The organism is Mesorhizobium sp. J8, assembly GCF_016591715.1.
In the GTDB taxonomy this organism is placed as follows: Bacteria; Pseudomonadota; Alphaproteobacteria; order Rhizobiales; family Rhizobiaceae; genus Mesorhizobium.
In genome coordinates, this window is sequence record NZ_AP024109.1 from 1,209,683 (window position 1) to 1,225,492 (window position 15,810).

10 protein-coding genes are annotated in these 15,810 nt (G+C 63.0%); 6 read left to right on the top strand and 4 right to left on the bottom strand.

Annotation, left to right across the window (positions count from 1 at the left end):
• Window positions 1-6 precede the first annotated feature (6 nt).
• The 6 genes from MJ8_RS05660 (at window position 7) to MJ8_RS05685 (ending at window position 5,427) form a co-directional block, all read left to right on the top strand.
• Complete coding sequence (locus tag MJ8_RS05660; protein WP_201413471.1) at window positions 7-1,392, top strand: CpaF family protein; 1,386 nt, start codon at window positions 7-9, stop codon at window positions 1,390-1,392.
• The gene (locus MJ8_RS05665) at window positions 1,392-2,363 is read left to right on the top strand and encodes a type II secretion system F family protein (RefSeq protein ID WP_201413472.1); all 972 of its coding nucleotides are present in this window, start codon (window positions 1,392-1,394) and stop codon (window positions 2,361-2,363) included. The genes MJ8_RS05660 and MJ8_RS05665 overlap by 1 nt, the downstream gene beginning before the upstream one ends.
• 14 nt (window positions 2,364-2,377) lie before the next feature.
• Complete coding sequence (locus tag MJ8_RS05670) at window positions 2,378-3,328, top strand: type II secretion system F family protein (protein ID WP_201415319.1); 951 nt, start codon at window positions 2,378-2,380, stop codon at window positions 3,326-3,328.
• 52 nt (window positions 3,329-3,380) lie between these two features.
• Window positions 3,381-3,926, top strand: coding sequence for a tetratricopeptide repeat protein (locus tag MJ8_RS05675; RefSeq protein ID WP_201413473.1), 546 nt, complete (start codon window positions 3,381-3,383; stop codon window positions 3,924-3,926).
• Window positions 3,923-4,468: a prepilin peptidase gene (locus tag MJ8_RS05680; RefSeq protein ID WP_201413474.1), complete on the top strand. Its 546-nt coding sequence runs from the start codon at window positions 3,923-3,925 to the stop codon at window positions 4,466-4,468. Before MJ8_RS05675 ends, MJ8_RS05680 begins: the two co-directional genes overlap by 4 nt.
• Before the next feature lie 68 nt (window positions 4,469-4,536).
• Window positions 4,537-5,427 carry a sterol desaturase family protein gene (locus MJ8_RS05685; protein WP_201413475.1) on the top strand — a complete coding sequence of 297 codons (891 nt, stop codon included), beginning with the start codon at window positions 4,537-4,539 and terminating at the stop codon, window positions 5,425-5,427.
• 34 nt (window positions 5,428-5,461) lie between these two features.
• On the opposite strand, the gene MJ8_RS05690 is transcribed toward MJ8_RS05685, so the two are convergent.
• From MJ8_RS05690 to MJ8_RS05705, 4 genes are all read right to left on the bottom strand, one after another.
• The gene (locus MJ8_RS05690; RefSeq protein WP_201413476.1) at window positions 5,462-5,644 is read right to left on the bottom strand and encodes a hypothetical protein; all 183 of its coding nucleotides are present in this window, start codon (window positions 5,642-5,644) and stop codon (window positions 5,462-5,464) included.
• A gap of 21 nt (window positions 5,645-5,665) precedes the next feature.
• On the bottom strand, window positions 5,666-6,976 hold the full coding sequence (locus tag MJ8_RS05695) for an ABC transporter substrate-binding protein (RefSeq protein WP_201415320.1): 1,311 nt from the start codon (window positions 6,974-6,976) through the stop codon (window positions 5,666-5,668).
• 105 nt (window positions 6,977-7,081) lie between these two features.
• Window positions 7,082-7,450, bottom strand: coding sequence for a hypothetical protein (locus tag MJ8_RS05700; protein WP_201413477.1), 369 nt, complete (start codon window positions 7,448-7,450; stop codon window positions 7,082-7,084).
• 72 nt (window positions 7,451-7,522) lie between these two features.
• A complete protein-coding gene (locus MJ8_RS05705) occupies window positions 7,523-15,751 on the bottom strand; it encodes an Ig-like domain-containing protein (RefSeq protein ID WP_201413478.1) in 8,229 nt (2,742 codons plus the stop codon).
• Window positions 15,752-15,810: the final 59 nt, after the last annotated feature.

Genomic DNA, 15,810 nt, shown 5'->3' on the forward strand with positions numbered 1-15,810 from the left:
AGCGGCATGTTGGGTCGCTTCATCAAAGGGCCGAATGAGCAGCGGGCGCAGCAGACGGCACCCGTGGTCGCGATTGCGAACGGAACACCCACGGTTGCGACGGCGGATGCCGAACCGCAAGGCCTCGATTTCCTGACCTTGAAGGTCGAGCTGCATCGCCATCTCATCGATCGCTTCAACCTTTCGGCGCTGGAAACCGCGTCGAAGGACGAAATCCTGGATGAGATCCGGCCGATCGTGCGCGAATTCGTGCGCAGCAGGAACGTGCCCCTGAATGCCCGCGAGCTCGATCAACTGACCAGCGACACGGCCGACGAGATGCTTGGTCTGGGGCCGATCGAACCGCTGCTCAAGGACGACTCGATTGCCGATATCATGATCAATACCCACGAGCGCGTCTTTATAGAACGTCGCGGTACGATCGAGGAAACCTCGATTCGTTTTCGTGACGAGGCTCATCTGCTGCGCATCATCAACAAGATCGTGTCGGCCATCGGACGCCGTGTCGATGAATCAGCGCCTATGGCGGATGCGCGCCTGGCGGATGGCTCGCGCGTCAACATCGCGGTGCGGCCGGTCTCGGTCGACGGCCCGCTGGTCTCGATCCGCAAATTCTCGAAGAACCCTTATTCCCTGGAACGCCTGATGGCGTTCAACTCGATCCGCCAGCCGATGATCGATATGCTGCGCATTGCCGTGCAGGCGCGCAAGTCGATCTTGGTCTCGGGCGGCACCGGCAGCGGCAAGACCACGCTGCTTAATGCGCTGTCGAGCTATATCCCTTCGAAGGAACGCCTGGTCACCATTGAAGACGCGGCGGAACTGCAGCTGCAGCAGCCGCATGTCGGCCGACTTGAAACGCGCCCGCCCAATGTCGAGGGCAAGGGCGAGATCCGCCAGCGCGAACTGGTGAAGAATGCGCTGCGCATGCGCCCCGACCGCATCATCGTCGGCGAGGTGCGCGGGGAGGAAGCTTTCGACATGCTGCAGGCCATGAACACCGGCCACGAAGGGTCGATGACGACGATCCATGCCAACACGCCGCGCGATGCCATCTCGCGTCTTGAGCAGATGGTTGGCATGGCCGGGTTGCCGATGACACATGAATCGATCCGCGCGCAGATTGCGTCCGCCATCGACATTATCGTCCAGACGCAGCGCCTTTCGGACGGCGGACGGCGTGTCGTCTCCATCTCCGAAATCACCGGCATGGAAGGCAATATCGTGCAACTGCAGGAAATCTATCACTATGTCAGGCGCGATGTTGCCGCCGACGGCGCGATCATCGGCGATTTCCGCGCCACCGGCGTGCGGCCGCGCTTTGCCGGCGAGGCCGCCACCCTTGGCCTTCATTTTGCCAAAGATGCTTTTAACCCGCAGGTGCCGCTGTAATGCTGACCGGACAGGCGCTGCTTTATTTCATCTATGTGGTTGCGGCCGCCTCGGTCATTCTTGCCGGGGAGACCTTTTATCTTTCGCTGACCAGCCGGCGTTCGCGTCGGGTCGCGGTCAATCATCGACTCCGGCTTATCGCCAATGACGCGCCGGCCGAGCAAACATTGCAAAGCCTATTACGCGAACGCGGGCTGACCGACTCTGGAGACTTCATCTCGGGGTTCGTTTGGTTAAATCGGCTGTACACCCAGTCCGGTGTCACCGGAAACCCCTTGACCTTCGTCGCCTCGTTTGTGCTGGCTGGCCTCGCGATGGCGTTGCTGCTTTGGTTTTTCCTGCACGTTGCAGCGCCAGTAGATGTCATCATCTTTCTCGTGGTGGGCTTGGGGTTGCCGCTTCTTGTTCTGCGCCGGGCACGTAACAAACGGATTCAAAAATTCGCCAAGCAATTGCCCGACGCCCTCGACATGATCGTTCGTTCGCTGCGCGCAGGTCATCCTGCTTCCGTCGCAATAGGTCTTGTCGCGCGCGAGATACCTGACCCACTTGGCACGGAATTCGGCATCGTCGCTGACGAGATCACTTTCGGACTAAGCATGGAACAGGCAGTGCGGAAACTGTCAGAGCGTGTCGGCTTCGAAGGCTTGCACCTGCTGTCCGTGTCGCTCGCTATCCAAGGCAAGACGGGAGGCAACCTCACCGAGATTCTTGCGAACCTCTCATCCGTGCTGCGCGAAAGGCAGAAACTCAGACTGAAGATCAGGGCGCTCTCGGCCGAGGGCCGCACGTCAGCGTGGCTCATTTCGCTGTTTCCTGTCGTCATGTTTCTGATCTTGTTGCTCGTTGCGCCTTCCTACTATGGCCAAGTGTGGGACAGTCCGTTGATCCCGCCGGTATTCCTGGCGTTTGGGGCTTGGGCATTGCTCGGCGACTACATCATGTATCGGATGGTCACTTTCGATTTCTAGGAGCGACCGTGAGTTTGCTTTCGAATACGGACGATCTGACCTTTCTCGTCTCTCTCGCGGTCTTCGCTGCTGCTGGAGCCCTGTTTCTGTTCGGTGCGCTGGTATTGCTGCCCGCCATGCAGACGCGCAAGCTGGTGACGGATAGCCTGGTCGGCGATACGCCGGTGGATCGCCGATCAATTCTCGGACAAGACAGTCTCGCCAAGGCCGCGGCGCGAAAGCCGATCGAGGCCTATTTCAGATCGATGGAGAAGGAGCGCAACGAGCCCGACGCTCTGGAGGCCAAGCTCTTTCGAGCGGGCTTTTATCACCCCAGCGCACCTCTCATCTACATGCTCTGCCGGTTGGGAATCGTCGCCATAGGGTTTGTGGTTATATATGCTCTCCTGTCGAGGATATTGCCCCCATGGCTACCGGGATTCGTTTCCCTCGCCGGGTCGGCGCTGTTCGGATTAGCCTGCATCGTCATCCCGAGCATCATGCTTGATCGCTTCGAGAACGCGCAAAAGCAGGTCTATCGCCGCGCCTTCCCGGACTTCATGGATATGATGATCACTTGCGCCGATGCCGGCATGAGCCTCGAGGCGGCGGTCGAGCGTGTGAGCCAGGAGATGGCCAGCACCCATAAATGGCTGGGCATCCAACTCTCGATCATGAATCTGCAATTGCGCGCAGGCAAGCCGCTTCGCGAAGCCTTGCGCGAATTGGCGGACCGTATCGGACTTGATGAAGCCAAGGCGTTGGCGGTGCTATTCCGGCAGTCGGAAGAACTCGGCACCAGCCTCACCGATGCCTTGCGCGTCTACAGCGCCGAGATGCGCAGCCAAAGAATTCTGACTGCGGAAGAGCGCGCCAACGCATTGCCGGTCAAAATGATGATCCCGCTGGGGCTCTGCATTTTCCCTGTCGTGATGATGGTCATCTTGCTGCCGGTGCTCATCCGCATGAAGGGCATTTTCTTCTAGTTCGCTATATGATTAGGTTCTAAAATAGAGTCGGGGACTCGTGGGACACACAATGACAAAGCGCCTCGCAGTCGCGACCAGCCTCCTGCTGATCTTCCTGGCCGGTTGCCAGACCAACGACACCACGGGGGGTGTCGTGCGCACCAATGAGCCGGCCAAGGGCGACTACACCGCCTTCGGCGACGCCTTCGACGGGCTGAAGACGGTCAGCGACGTCGACTACTACGCGTCGGACCAAGCGGTCACAGAGGCCAAGACCCAATTTCGTTCCGAAAACTACGGCAATGCCGGCGCTTTGTTCTACAAGGCGACGCGGCTGGCTCCCAATGACGGCGTCGCCTGGTTGGGCTTGGCCGCTTCCTGCGACCGCATCCGTCGCTTTGATCTTTCCGACATGGCCTACGGCCGAGCCTTCAAGCTGCTCGGCGCGACGCCGGAATACTACAACAATCTCGGCTATTCCTATCTGTTGCGCGGCAAACTGCAGGACGCGCGCAGCAACTTCCTCAAGGCCTATGAACTGGCACCCAACGATCCGACCGTGGCCAACAATCTGAAGCTGCTGTCGTCAAGCGTGCGGAACATCGAGCGCTCATGAGTCTTTTGCTCGCTGCTTCGCTTGTGTTCCAGGGCTTGGCGATTCTGCTGCTTGGGCGGATTGCCTGGACGGATTTCACGACGCAGAGAATATCCAACCGTCACGTGCTGCTGCTTCTCTGCCTCGGCCTCGGAACTCTTCAATTCCAATCATTGCAAAGTCATTCATGGCTGGAGATGGGCATAAGCGCGTTTGGCGGTCTTGCGCTGTTCATTGCGCTTTTTCCGTTCTGGCTTTTGCGAAAGGTTGGTGCCGGCGATGTCAAGCTGATGAGCGTCACGCCGTTTCTGATTGGCGGAAGCAATCTAGCCCTGTTTTCTGTGTTGCTGCTGGTTTTCGCGATTGCCACAGCGACGGTGATCAAGAATCCCTTCGTCCTACCAGCAGGCATGTTCCGCCAATATGTGCAGCACATGGACGAGGATGGCGTCGTGCCGTTCGGCGTGCCGATTTCGGCGGCTACCATCTGCGCGATAGCGTTCCAGATGTATCACGCCGTGGTGGTGGCAACCAGTTCGGGAATTCTTGAGCAGCTAAATTGATCGTTAGGGGTTGGATTCAGATTTTCGTTGCTGCGATCTGAGGGGAACGTGGAGTTGGGGGAACAGGGGTGAAGAGCGTCGGCGAGTACATCATCGCCCGCTTTGAAGCGTGGTGCGAACTGGCTAGCAATCCCAGTTTTTACTTCGTGGCCGCCTTTCTGCTCATCGTCTTGGCATGCGATGTCGTTCGCAAAGGGTGGCGTCGGTCCTTGTCAAGGCGCGCGATAGAAAGCGTAACGGCGTCGCTAGCGATCTTCCACATAAATATTTTCCTGGTTCCTGGAGTTTGGCTGCTGTCGGATGACGTGAAGCAAGCTTATGATCTGCTTGGCATACCAAGTATCCCAGGCAGTGTTTGGACCGGTCTTCCCACGTGGCTGCTTAGCTTCCTCGGTATCCTGGCGGCCGATTTTGCCAACTACTGGAACCACCGCCTCATGCATATGAAGTGGCTGTGGCCCGTGCACGCGATTCATCACTCCGACCCGGTCGTCAACGGTTTGACCACTTACCGTGTCCACGCGTTGGAGAATCTCGTCATGTTGGTCTCTTACACCCTTTTGCTGAGTTGGATAGGCTTGCCGCGTGACGCGATCGGTTTTGGCGCCCTGCTCGTCCTGTTCCACAATATCTATGTGCACATCGATGTCGATTGGGGACACGGCCCCTTGCGTTTGCTTGTCGCATCGCCTCGTTTCCATCGCTGGCACCATGCCGATGTGCCGGCTGCCTACGGCAAGAACCTTGCCAATGTTTTTCCGTTCTTTGATTGGATATTCGGCACCTACAGAGTGCCCGGCCCCTGCAACGTCCCCTTGGGTGCCACAGGCGTGCCGCGCAACGACGTTGTGAGGTTGACGCTATGGCCTTTCGTCGAGTGGTCAAGACTCGCGATCGCTTTGCTTTCGACGCGCCGACGCCCGAGCGATCGTGATCACGGCGACGTTCCCGCCGAATAGTCCTCAAAAACCCGCGGTCTGCTCTCCATCAGCTTCAACCGGCGCTTGGCCATTGCCATTTAGGCGTCGGGGCTTTCTTGACGTCAGGAGGAGGCAGTTGATCGCCAAACGCCGCCGGCTTTGGCGTCTCAAACATCAGGCGTTCGAGATGCGCAACGACGCCGGCGCCCACCGCGCTGACAACAGCCAGAATGAGAAGTTTCTTGAGAAAATCCACCGAACCCCGCCTCCAGAGATTTTAAAACCCCGCCGTCTGCTTCTCCACCAGCTTCAGCCGCCCCTTCTCCACCTTGAAGAACGGCATCGACCTCTGGCTCGAGCCGTCGCTGCGGAAGCGGAACAGGCCGGTCGAGCCGCGGAAGCCGGTCGTGTTCTCCAGCACCTGCTTGTTGAAGCCGTCGGGGCCGGCCGCGCTCGCTATGCCCGCGCTCAGCGCCACCATGTCGTAGGCATAGGCGACGTTGACGTCGGGCTGGTAGTTGTAGGTCGCCTTGAAGCGGTCGGCGATCGGCCCGGTCTCGCTCTCGTCGAGCGTCGCGATATAGGCGCCCTCGTAGAGCGGATCCACTGGCCGCTCGAGCCAGCGGTCGGTGCCGATCAGCGTCACCGTCTTGCCTGGAATGCCTTTCGCCTTCAGCGCGGCAAGCACCGCTGTCGGGCTGCCGCCGCCGCAGGCGACGACCACGGCGTCGGGCGCCTCGACCAGCGAGCTCATGTCCGACACCACCTTGGCGCCGCCGTCCGTCGGCGAATAGGGCAGCGTCACCGCAAGCGTGGCGCCATAGATGCTGAGCGCGTTTGCCACCCGGGATTCGACCGCGCTCGAGTCGGCGCCCGCCGGCACCATCAGCACGAATTTCCTGGCGCCCTTGCCGGCGATTCCCGCCGCGCCCGCTGCGGCGCTGTCGGCTTCGCTCAGCCGCACCGAATAGACGCCGGGGCCGCCGGCGAAATTGTCGGCCAGCGCCAGCACCGGCGGCCGCTTGGAGCCGGAGAGCTTGGCAAGGTGCTGCGCGGCCGCAAGCTCGGACGGCCCGATCACCGCCTTCGCCGTGCCCGAGGTGATCGCCTTCACCGCGAGGTCCTTGGCGTAGCCGCTGTCGCCACGCGTGTCCTCGATCGTCAGCGTCAGAAGCTTGTCGCCGAGATCGGCCATCGCGAGGCGTGCACCGTCATACATCTTTCGGCCGTTCTCGCCCGTGCTTCCGGGCGCCGAAAGCGGCAGCAGCATGGCCACCTTAGTCGGCCCCGTGCCGAGCGTCAGCTGGGCCTTGGCGGCGGCGGCCGAGGTCGGGCCGCCCGAAGTCGCGCTGCCAGATGCCGGGCTGCCCAAGGCCGGAGTGCCCGATGCCGGACTGCTTGGGGTCTCGACGCTTGCCTGCTGGGCGGGTGCGGCGGCGGCGCCCGCCTGGCCGGCGGGCGCGGCGATCGCCGTCGGATCGAGCACATCCGACGCGCCGCTCTTGGACTGACATCCGTAAAGCGCCGCCGCAACGGCCAGGGCCAGGGCTCGCCAACGCTTGCGCCGCAGATCGGTCGCCCGCGTCATGCCGGCATGCGCGTCAGCCGCAGCCGTGGCCGCGCAGGCATCCGCCTCCACCCGGGCTTGCATCGCCATCATTGCAAACGGTCGGCGCGGCGCACGCCCGTCAGCTCAGTGCATGTACTCGACCATGCGGTCGTGGAAGCATTCGCATTTGTTGAGCGTGTCTTCGTCCTTGTAGTTCGTCTTGAGGTAGCCATAGGCCATGCCGCAGGCGACCTTGGCTTCCGAGGCCCAGACGAAGGCGGGACGCGACGAGTTGATCCATTCCGGGCTGTTGGCGACGGCGACCGATTCGTCCATCAGCTTCACCACATGGTCCTTGAGCTCGACCATATTGTCGGTCAGCACCAGGTCCGAAGTGCCAACTGTGCGGCAATAATTCACCGCCGGCTCGCCGATGATATCGGCGGCGAAGCCCGTCGACCCGGCCAGGAACAGCGCCGCGATTGATGCCAGAAATCTTGCGGAATGTTTCATGTAAACCCCTCTCCGAATTGCGAATTCACGCGTTGCTAATGTGTAGCATGGAAGCGCGGCCGCGCATAAGTGCTAAATGGTGACAGGATGCTGAACATGGTTTGTGTCATCATAGAGGATGTTGATCGTACCGGCAGCCGGCTGGTTCTGCAGCACGGCGACATCCACGAAGTTGGAGCCGCCGTTGACATCGACGCCAAGCGTCTTCGTGTTCGCATCATAATGCACATATGTATTTATATTGCCGCCCGGTGCCATATCGAATAGCGCGGTCAGATCGATCTTGTCACCCTGGCCACCAGGGCCGGCGCCACTGTAGTCGGTGATCAGATCCTTGATATCGAGGTGGTCAAGCTTGAACGTGTCGGCGCCTGCGCCGCCGGTCATGGTATTCGTCCCGCCGCCGCCGCTCAGGATGTCGTTACCAGCGCCGCCGACGAGGACATCATTCAGCGTTGTGCCTGCAAGCGTGCTTCCACCCTCGATATGAAGGGTTAGCGCACCTGTCGCGGTATCGCCATCGTGGTCGGTTGCCGTGACGTTGAAGGAGAGATCTTGGGAAACGTTGCTGACTGAGGCTACGCCCGCCAGATCCACTTTTCCGCTACCCTTAACATCGACGAAATCGATGTAATCGATCAGTTTCCCTGCTTGGCCAAGCTGCAACTCGTGCGTCGCGTCAGCATATTGCGATGGATCGAAAGTGACGGTGCCGCTCGTCGTATTATCCGTATAGTGGATCGTGTACGTTACCTGGTCGCCGGACTTATAGTTCGAGAACTCGAAATTTGCATATTGCGGCGCCGAAGGATTGAAGCCGGCGATAGGCGCTGGGGAATGCGTTCCGGTGAAATCGAAGCGCATGTTTTCGCCGGCATCGAAGTTGTTGTTGTTGCCCGCGCCCCAACCGGCCGTCGAACCATTGACGCCGGTCGACGAGGAGAGTAGCGCGACGGCTGTCGTCCCAGAAACCAGCGCTTGCTCCTGACTTGGACCGACGCCATGTGACGTCGAGCCGGAAACACTGTTCATCGTCGTTAGCGGCTGCAGGAGATCGAACTCATAGGTTCCGGTACCTGCATTGGCGTTGAGCGTGAACACTTTCGTGTCACCACTGTCGACGGTGCCGCTATTGTTCATATCGGCATAAGCCGTCAGCGTGCTGCCGACCGTCTGGTAGAGGAGATGATGTGTGCCATCGAGCGTCAGGTTCGACGGCAGGGTGCCGGAGATCGTCAGCGACGAAATCCCGTCCGCTCCCGCCACCAGATGCAGTGAGCCATTCAGCACGATCCCGGCCTGGTCGGACACGACGCCATGGTCGATCGGCCCCAAGGTTGGCACGTCGTCGACGATCTTGATCGACAGCGTGCCGGTATCGGTTTCGTTGTCCTGGTCGGTCAGCGTGACGGTGAGGTTGTCGAACAGTGCGTTGTTACCGTTGCCGGTGGCGTGCTGCTCGTTGTCGAGAAGGGTGTAGGTGTAGCTCACCTTGCCGGTGTTGGCGTCATAGCCGGTGACGGTCAGCGTGTTGCCTCCCGGCGTCGTGACCGAGAGTGTGCCGGTGAGGGCGCCGTTCTGGATGACGGTCACGCCGTTGATGACGAGCGACTTGACGCCGTCGCCCGACGTGATCGTGAAGTCGCCGTTTGCCGCCTCGCTTGGGTCGAGGTTGCCGTTGCCGCCGCTGGCGGCGAGCTCGCCCGAGCCGGCAGGTTCGCCATTACGAGCCGCAAGGCCCGCCTCGTAGACCGTGGCGTCGCCGCCATCAGCCGAAGACATAAGGTTGGTGATATGCGGCGTGGAGTCGCCGATCTGGACCGTCAACGTGGCGGTCGTGCTGTCGTTGTCGCCATCGGTCAGCGTGTAGGTGAACTTGTCTTCGACGCCACCGGGCGTGCCGGCATTGCGCACATAGCTGTAGGAGCCATCGGCGTGGATCGTCAGCATGCCGTACTGGCCGTTGACCGTCGCGTCGCTGCCGTCGGTGGCGACCGACGAGCTGTTGGCCGGCACGTTGTTGCTGGCGATGTTGCTCACATGCGCTCCGTCCGCGCCCTGCACGTCGGCGTTGGTCGTACCTTCGAGCGTGCCCGCGCCGGTGATCACGTTGCCGGTCGCCGCATTGGCTGCGCCGTACTGGCCGGCCAAGATCGTATCCGTATCATTGTGCGCCGTCGGCACATCGTCGACGACGTTGATGACCAGGTTGCCGGCAGGCGCGGCTTCGCCATCGGCATCCTTGACCACGACAGCGAAGGAGGCGTTGGTGTTGTCGCCCGAGGTGTTGTCGGTGAGGGTGAAAGTGTAGTGGATGGTGCCGGTGCCGGTGGCGGCGCTGTAGTCGTACCAGGCCGTCAATTGGCCCTTGGTGCCGTTGGCCAGCGTCTCTTCGGGGAAGGTCTGCGAGGCCGTGGTCAGCGCATGGCCGCCGAGCGAGATCGCCGACAGGCCGTCCGCCGAGGTGAAGCCGATGGTGCCCGAGGTGGTCTCGGAGCTGTTGGAGTTGTTGTTGGGATTGCCGTCGGCGATCTCGCCGGAGCCGGCCGGTTCGCCGCTGCGGGCCGGCAGGCCGGCTTCATAGACGGTGGTGTGGTCGCCGCCCGCCGCCGGGATGGAGACGGTCGGCGTGGAGTCGCCGATCTGGACCGTCAACGTGGCGGTCGTGCTGTCGTTGTCGCCATCGGTCAGCGTGTAGGTGAACTTGTCTTCGACGCCACCGGGCGTGCCGGCATTGCGCACATAGCTGTAGGAGCCATCGGCGTGGATCGTCAGCATGCCGTACTGGCCGTTGACCGTCGCGTCGCTGCCGTCGGTGGCGACCGACGAGCTGTTGGCCGGCACGTTGTTGCTGGCGATGTTGCTCACATGCGCCCCGTCCGCGCCCTGCACGTCGGCGTTGGTCGTACCTTCGAGCGTGCCCGCGCCGGTGATCACGTTGCCGGTCGCCGCATTGGCTGCGCCGTACTGGCCGGCCAAGATCGTATCCGTATCATTGTGCGCCGTCGGCACATCGTCGACGACGTTGATGACCAGGTTGCCGGCAGGCGCGGCTTCGCCATCGGCATCCTTGACCACGACAGCGAAGGAGGCGTTGGTGTTGTCGCCCGAGGTGTTGTCGGTGAGGGTGAAAGTGTAGTGGATGGTGCCGGTGCCGGTGGCGGCGCTGTAGTCGTACCAGGCCGTCAATTGGCCCTTGGTGCCGTTGGCCAGCGTCTCTTCGGGGAAGGTCTGCGAGGCCGTGGTCAGCGCATGGCCGCCGAGCGAGATCGCCGACAGGCCGTCCGCCGAGGTGAAGCCGATGGTGCCCGAGGTGGTCTCGGAGCTGTTGGAGTTGTTGTTGGGATTGCCGTCGGCGATCTCGCCGGAGCCGGCCGGTTCGCCGCTGCGGGCCGGCAGGCCGGCTTCATAGACGGTGGTGTGGTCGCCGCCCGCCGCCGGGATGGAGACGGTCGGCGTGGAGTCGCCGATCTGGACCGTCAACGTGGCGGTCGTGCTGTCGTTGTCGCCATCGGTCAGCGTGTAGGTGAACTTGTCTTCGACGCCACCGGGCGTGCCGGCATTGCGCACATAGCTGTAGGAGCCATCGGCGTGGATCGTCAGCATGCCGTACTGGCCGTTGACCGTCGCGTCGCTGCCGTCGGTGGCGACCGACGAGCTGTTGGCCGGCACGTTGTTGCTGGCGATGTTGCTCACATGCGCCCCGTCCGCGCCCTGCACGTCGGCGTTGGTCGTACCTTCGAGCGTGCCCGCGCCGGTGATCACGTTGCCGGTCGCCGCATTGGCTGCGCCGTACTGGCCGGCCAAGATCGTATCCGTATCATTGTGCGCCGTCGGCACATCGTCCACGACGTTGATGACCAGGTTGCCGGCAGGCGCGGCTTCGCCATCGGCATCCTTGACCACGACAGCGAAGGAGGCGTTGGTGTTGTCGCCCGAGGTGTTGTCGGTGAGGGTGAAAGTGTAGTGGATGGTGCCGGTGCCGGTGGCGGCGCTGTAGTCGTACCAGGCCGTCAATTGGCCCTTGGTGCCGTTGGCCAGCGTCTCTTCGGGGAAGGTCTGCGAGGCCGTGGTCAGCGCATGGCCGCCGAGCGAGATCGCCGACAGGCCGTCCGCCGAGGTGAAGCCGATGGTGCCCGAGGTGGTCTCGGAGCTGTTGGAGTTGTTGTTGGGATTGCCGTCGGCGATCTCGCCGGAGCCGGCCGGTTCGCCGCTGCGGGCCGGCAGGCCGGCTTCATAGACGGTGGTGTGGTCGCCGCCCGCCGCCGGGATGGAGACGGTCGGCGTGGAGTCGCCGATCTGGACCGTCAACGTGGCGGTCGTGCTGTCGTTGTCGCCATCGGTCAGCGTGTAGGTGAACTTGTCTTCGACGCCACCGGGCGTGCCGGCATTGCGCACATAGCTGTAGGAGCCATCGGCGTGGATCGTCAGCATGCCGTACTGGCCGTTGACCGTCGCGTCGCTGCCGTCGGTGGCGACCGACGAGCTGTTGGCCGGCACGTTGTTGCTGGCGATGTTGCTCACATGCGCCCCGTCCGCGCCCTGCACGTCGGCGTTGGTCGTACCTTCGAGCGTGCCCGCGCCGGTGATCACGTTGCCGGTCGCCGCATTGGCTGCGCCGTACTGGCCGGCCAAGATCGTATCCGTATCATTGTGCGCCGTCGGCACATCGTCGACGACGTTGATGACCAGGTTGCCGGCAGGCGCGGCTTCGCCATCGGCATCCTTGACCACGACAGCGAAGGAGGCGTTGGTGTTGTCGCCCGAGGTGTTGTCGGTGAGGGTGAAAGTGTAGTGGATGGTGCCGGTGCCGGTGGCGGCGCTGTAGTCGTACCAGGCCGTCAATTGGCCCTTGGTGCCGTTGGCCAGCGTCTCTTCGGGGAAGGTCTGCGAGGCCGTGGTCAGCGCATGGCCGCCGAGCGAGATCGCCGACAGGCCGTCCGCCGAGGTGAAGCCGATGGTGCCCGAGGTGGTCTCGGAGCTGTTGGAGTTGTTGTTGGGATTGCCGTCGGCGATCTCGCCGGAGCCGGCCGGTTCGCCGCTGCGGGCCGGCAGGCCGGCTTCATAGACGGTGGTGTGGTCGCCGCCCGCCGCCGGGATGGAGACGGTCGGCGTGGAGTCGCCGATCTGGACCGTCAACGTGGCGGTCGTGCTGTCGTTGTCGCCATCGGTCAGCGTGTAGGTGAACTTGTCTTCGACGCCACCGGGCGTGCCGGCATTGCGCACATAGCTGTAGGAGCCATCGGCGTGGATCGTCAGCATGCCGTACTGGCCGTTGACCGTCGCGTCGCTGCCGTCGGTGGCGACCGACGAGCTGTTGGCCGGCACGTTGTTGCTGGCGATGTTGCTCACATGCGCTCCGTCCGCGCCCTGCACGTCGGCGTTGGTCGTACCTTCGAGCGTGCCCGCGCCGGTGATCACGTTGCCGGTCGCCGCATTGGCTGCGCCGTACTGGCCGGCCAAGATCGTATCCGTATCATTGTGCGCCGTCGGCACATCGTCGACGACGTTGATGACCAGGTTGCCGGCAGGCGCGGCTTCGCCATCGGCATCCTTGACCACGACAGCGAAGGAGGCGTTGGTGTTGTCGCCCGAGGTGTTGTCGGTGAGGGTGAAAGTGTAGTGGATGGTGCCGGTGCCGGTGGCGGCGCTGTAGTCGTACCAGGCCGTCAATTGGCCCTTGGTGCCGTTGGCCAGCGTCTCTTCGGGGAAGGTCTGCGAGGCCGTGGTCAGCGCATGGCCGCCGAGCGAGATCGCCGACAGGCCGTCCGCCGAGGTGAAGCCGATGGTGCCCGAGGTGGTCTCGGAGCTGTTGGAGTTGTTGTTGGGATTGCCGTCGGCGATCTCGCCGGAGCCGGCCGGTTCGCCGCTGCGGGCCGGCAGGCCGGCTTCATAGACGGTGGTGTGGTCGCCGCCCGCCGCCGGGATGGAGACGGTCGGCGTGGAGTCGCCGATCTGGACCGTCAACGTGGCGGTCGTGCTGTCGTTGTCGCCATCGGTCAGCGTGTAGGTGAACTTGTCTTCGACGCCACCGGGCGTGCCGGCATTGCGCACATAGCTGTAGGAGCCATCGGCGTGGATCGTCAGCATGCCGTACTGGCCGTTGACCGTCGCGTCGCTGCCGTCGGTGGCGACCGACGAGCTGTTGGCCGGCACGTTGTTGCTGGCGATGTTGCTCACATGCGCCCCGTCCGCGCCCTGCACGTCGGCGTTGGTCGTACCTTCGAGCGTGCCCGCGCCGGTGATCACGTTGCCGGTCGCCGCATTGGCTGCGCCGTACTGGCCGGCCAAGATCGTATCCGTATCATTGTGCGCCGTCGGCACATCGTCGACGACGTTGATGACCAGGTTGCCGGCAGGCGCGGCTTCGCCATCGGCATCCTTGACCACGACAGCGAAGGAGGCGTTGGTGTTGTCGCCCGAGGTGTTGTCGGTGAGGGTGAAAGTGTAGTGGATGGTGCCGGTGCCGGTGGCGGCGCTGTAGTCGTACCAGGCCGTCAATTGGCCCTTGGTGCCGTTGGCCAGCGTCTCTTCGGGGAAGGTCTGCGAGGCCGTGGTCAGCGCATGGCCGCCGAGCGAGATCGCCGACAGGCCGTCCGCCGAGGTGAAGCCGATGGTGCCCGAGGTGGTCTCGGAGCTGTTGGAGTTGTTGTTGGGATTGCCGTCGGCGATCTCGCCGGAGCCGGCCGGTTCGCCGCTGCGGGCCGGCAGGCCGGCTTCATAGACGGTGGTGTGGTCGCCGCCCGCCGCCGGGATGGAGACGGTCGGCGTGGAGTCGCCGATCTGGACCGTCAACGTGGCGGTCGTGCTGTCGTTGTCGCCATCGGTCAGCGTGTAGGTGAACTTGTCTTCGACGCCACCGGGCGTGCCGGCATTGCGCACATAGCTGTAGGAGCCATCGGCGTGGATCGTCAGCATGCCGTACTGGCCGTTGACCGTCGCGTCGCTGCCGTCGGTGGCGACCGACGAGCTGTTGGCCGGCACGTTGTTGCTGGCGATGTTGCTCACATGCGCTCCGTCCGCGCCCTGCACGTCGGCGTTGGTCGTACCTTCGAGCGTGCCCGCGCCGGTGATCACGTTGCCGGTCGCCGCATTGGCTGCGCCGTACTGGCCGGCCAAGATCGTATCCGTATCATTGTGCGCCGTCGGCACATCGTCCACGATCTGCACCGAGAGCGTGCCGGGAAGCGAGACGTCGCCGTTGCCGTCGGTGACCGTCACCGTGATGTTGTCGAAGGCGGAATTGGTTCCGTTGCCGTCCGGATGCTGATCGCTGTGCTCTAGCGTGTAGGTATAACTCACCTGGCCGGTGGCGGCGTCGTATCCGGTGATGGTCAGCGTGCCGAGCGGCGTGGTGACGTTGACATGCACGTTGGCACTGTTGGCAAGGGCTGCGCCCGAGATATCGGTGCCGTTGATGGTCAGCGTCTTGATGCCATCTGGCGAGTTGATGGTGAAGGTACCGGTGTTGTGCTCGGAGGGGTCGTTGTCGACTGCGGCGTCAGTGCCCGCTTCGCCGGACCCCGTCGCGCCGGCCGTCTCCAGCCCCTTCTCGTCGACGGTGGTGTCGCCGCCTTCGACGGAAGGCGTAAGGTCGAGGATCGTCGGCGTGTGGTTCGGTTCCAACCCCGGAAACAGCTCGCGATGTTCCGGCTGGCCGAACGCCAGGTCCGTCGGCGGCAGGAGCGCGGTGAGGCCGAAGCCGTCGCCGATGCCGCCGGCAGGCTGTTCGAAATTTCCGCCCGCGCTGCTCGGCGAGCCGTTGCCGCCGGCCGAGATCGAGCCGTCGGCGCCGAAGGCGACATCGACGTGGCTGGCCTCGAGCGCGGCGATCAGCGCCACGCGCGGCACCTCGACATCGCCGAGGATGAAGGTCGGCACGTTCAGCGCGCCGTCCTTGATGACGATCTCGGATCCGTCGGGCTGCACCAGCACGAGGTTGTGGCCGTCGACCTTGATGTTGTCGATCGAGACATTGGCCGGCAGCTTCACGACATTGCCGGCTTCGGCGTGATATTCATGCGGAACGTTCGCAACCGCGGCATTCGCCGGCGCGTTTCCAGCCGGTGCGTTTCCTTGGGCGGCATTGGAAGCCGGGGCATTGGCGGCAGGAGCATTCGCATCGGCTGCCGGCTGGTTGGCGGCCGGCGCGCCGCTGCCGACATCGACCGGCACGGGCTCGCTCGCCGCCTGTCCGGTGGTCGCCTGCGCGACCTGGACACCCGAGATATGATTTTCAGCGGTGCTGGTGTGCTCGTCCCAGGAATTGGAAACGGCGTCGAATTCGATATTGGTCGTCATAGCAAAAGCCCCTCCGGCATTTCCCGGAAAGAGACATGTCAGGCCCGGACTTTGCAACA

What these genes read in the sequence shown, in the direction of transcription:
- MJ8_RS05660 (WP_201413471.1), top strand. Translation starts at nt 7, where the DNA reads ATGTTGGGTCGCTTCATCAAAGGGCCGAATGAGCAGCGGGCGCAGCAG.
- MJ8_RS05665 (WP_201413472.1), top strand. Translation starts at nt 1,392, where the DNA reads ATGCTGACCGGACAGGCGCTGCTTTATTTCATCTATGTGGTTGCGGCC.
- MJ8_RS05675 (WP_201413473.1), top strand. Translation starts at nt 3,381, where the DNA reads ATGACAAAGCGCCTCGCAGTCGCGACCAGCCTCCTGCTGATCTTCCTG.
- MJ8_RS05680 (WP_201413474.1), top strand. Translation starts at nt 3,923, where the DNA reads ATGAGTCTTTTGCTCGCTGCTTCGCTTGTGTTCCAGGGCTTGGCGATT.
- MJ8_RS05695 (WP_201415320.1), bottom strand. Translation starts at nt 6,976, where the DNA reads ATGACGCGGGCGACCGATCTGCGGCGCAAGCGTTGGCGAGCCCTGGCC.
- MJ8_RS05700 (WP_201413477.1), bottom strand. Translation starts at nt 7,450, where the DNA reads ATGAAACATTCCGCAAGATTTCTGGCATCAATCGCGGCGCTGTTCCTG.
- MJ8_RS05705 (WP_201413478.1), bottom strand. Translation starts at nt 15,751, where the DNA reads ATGACGACCAATATCGAATTCGACGCCGTTTCCAATTCCTGGGACGAG.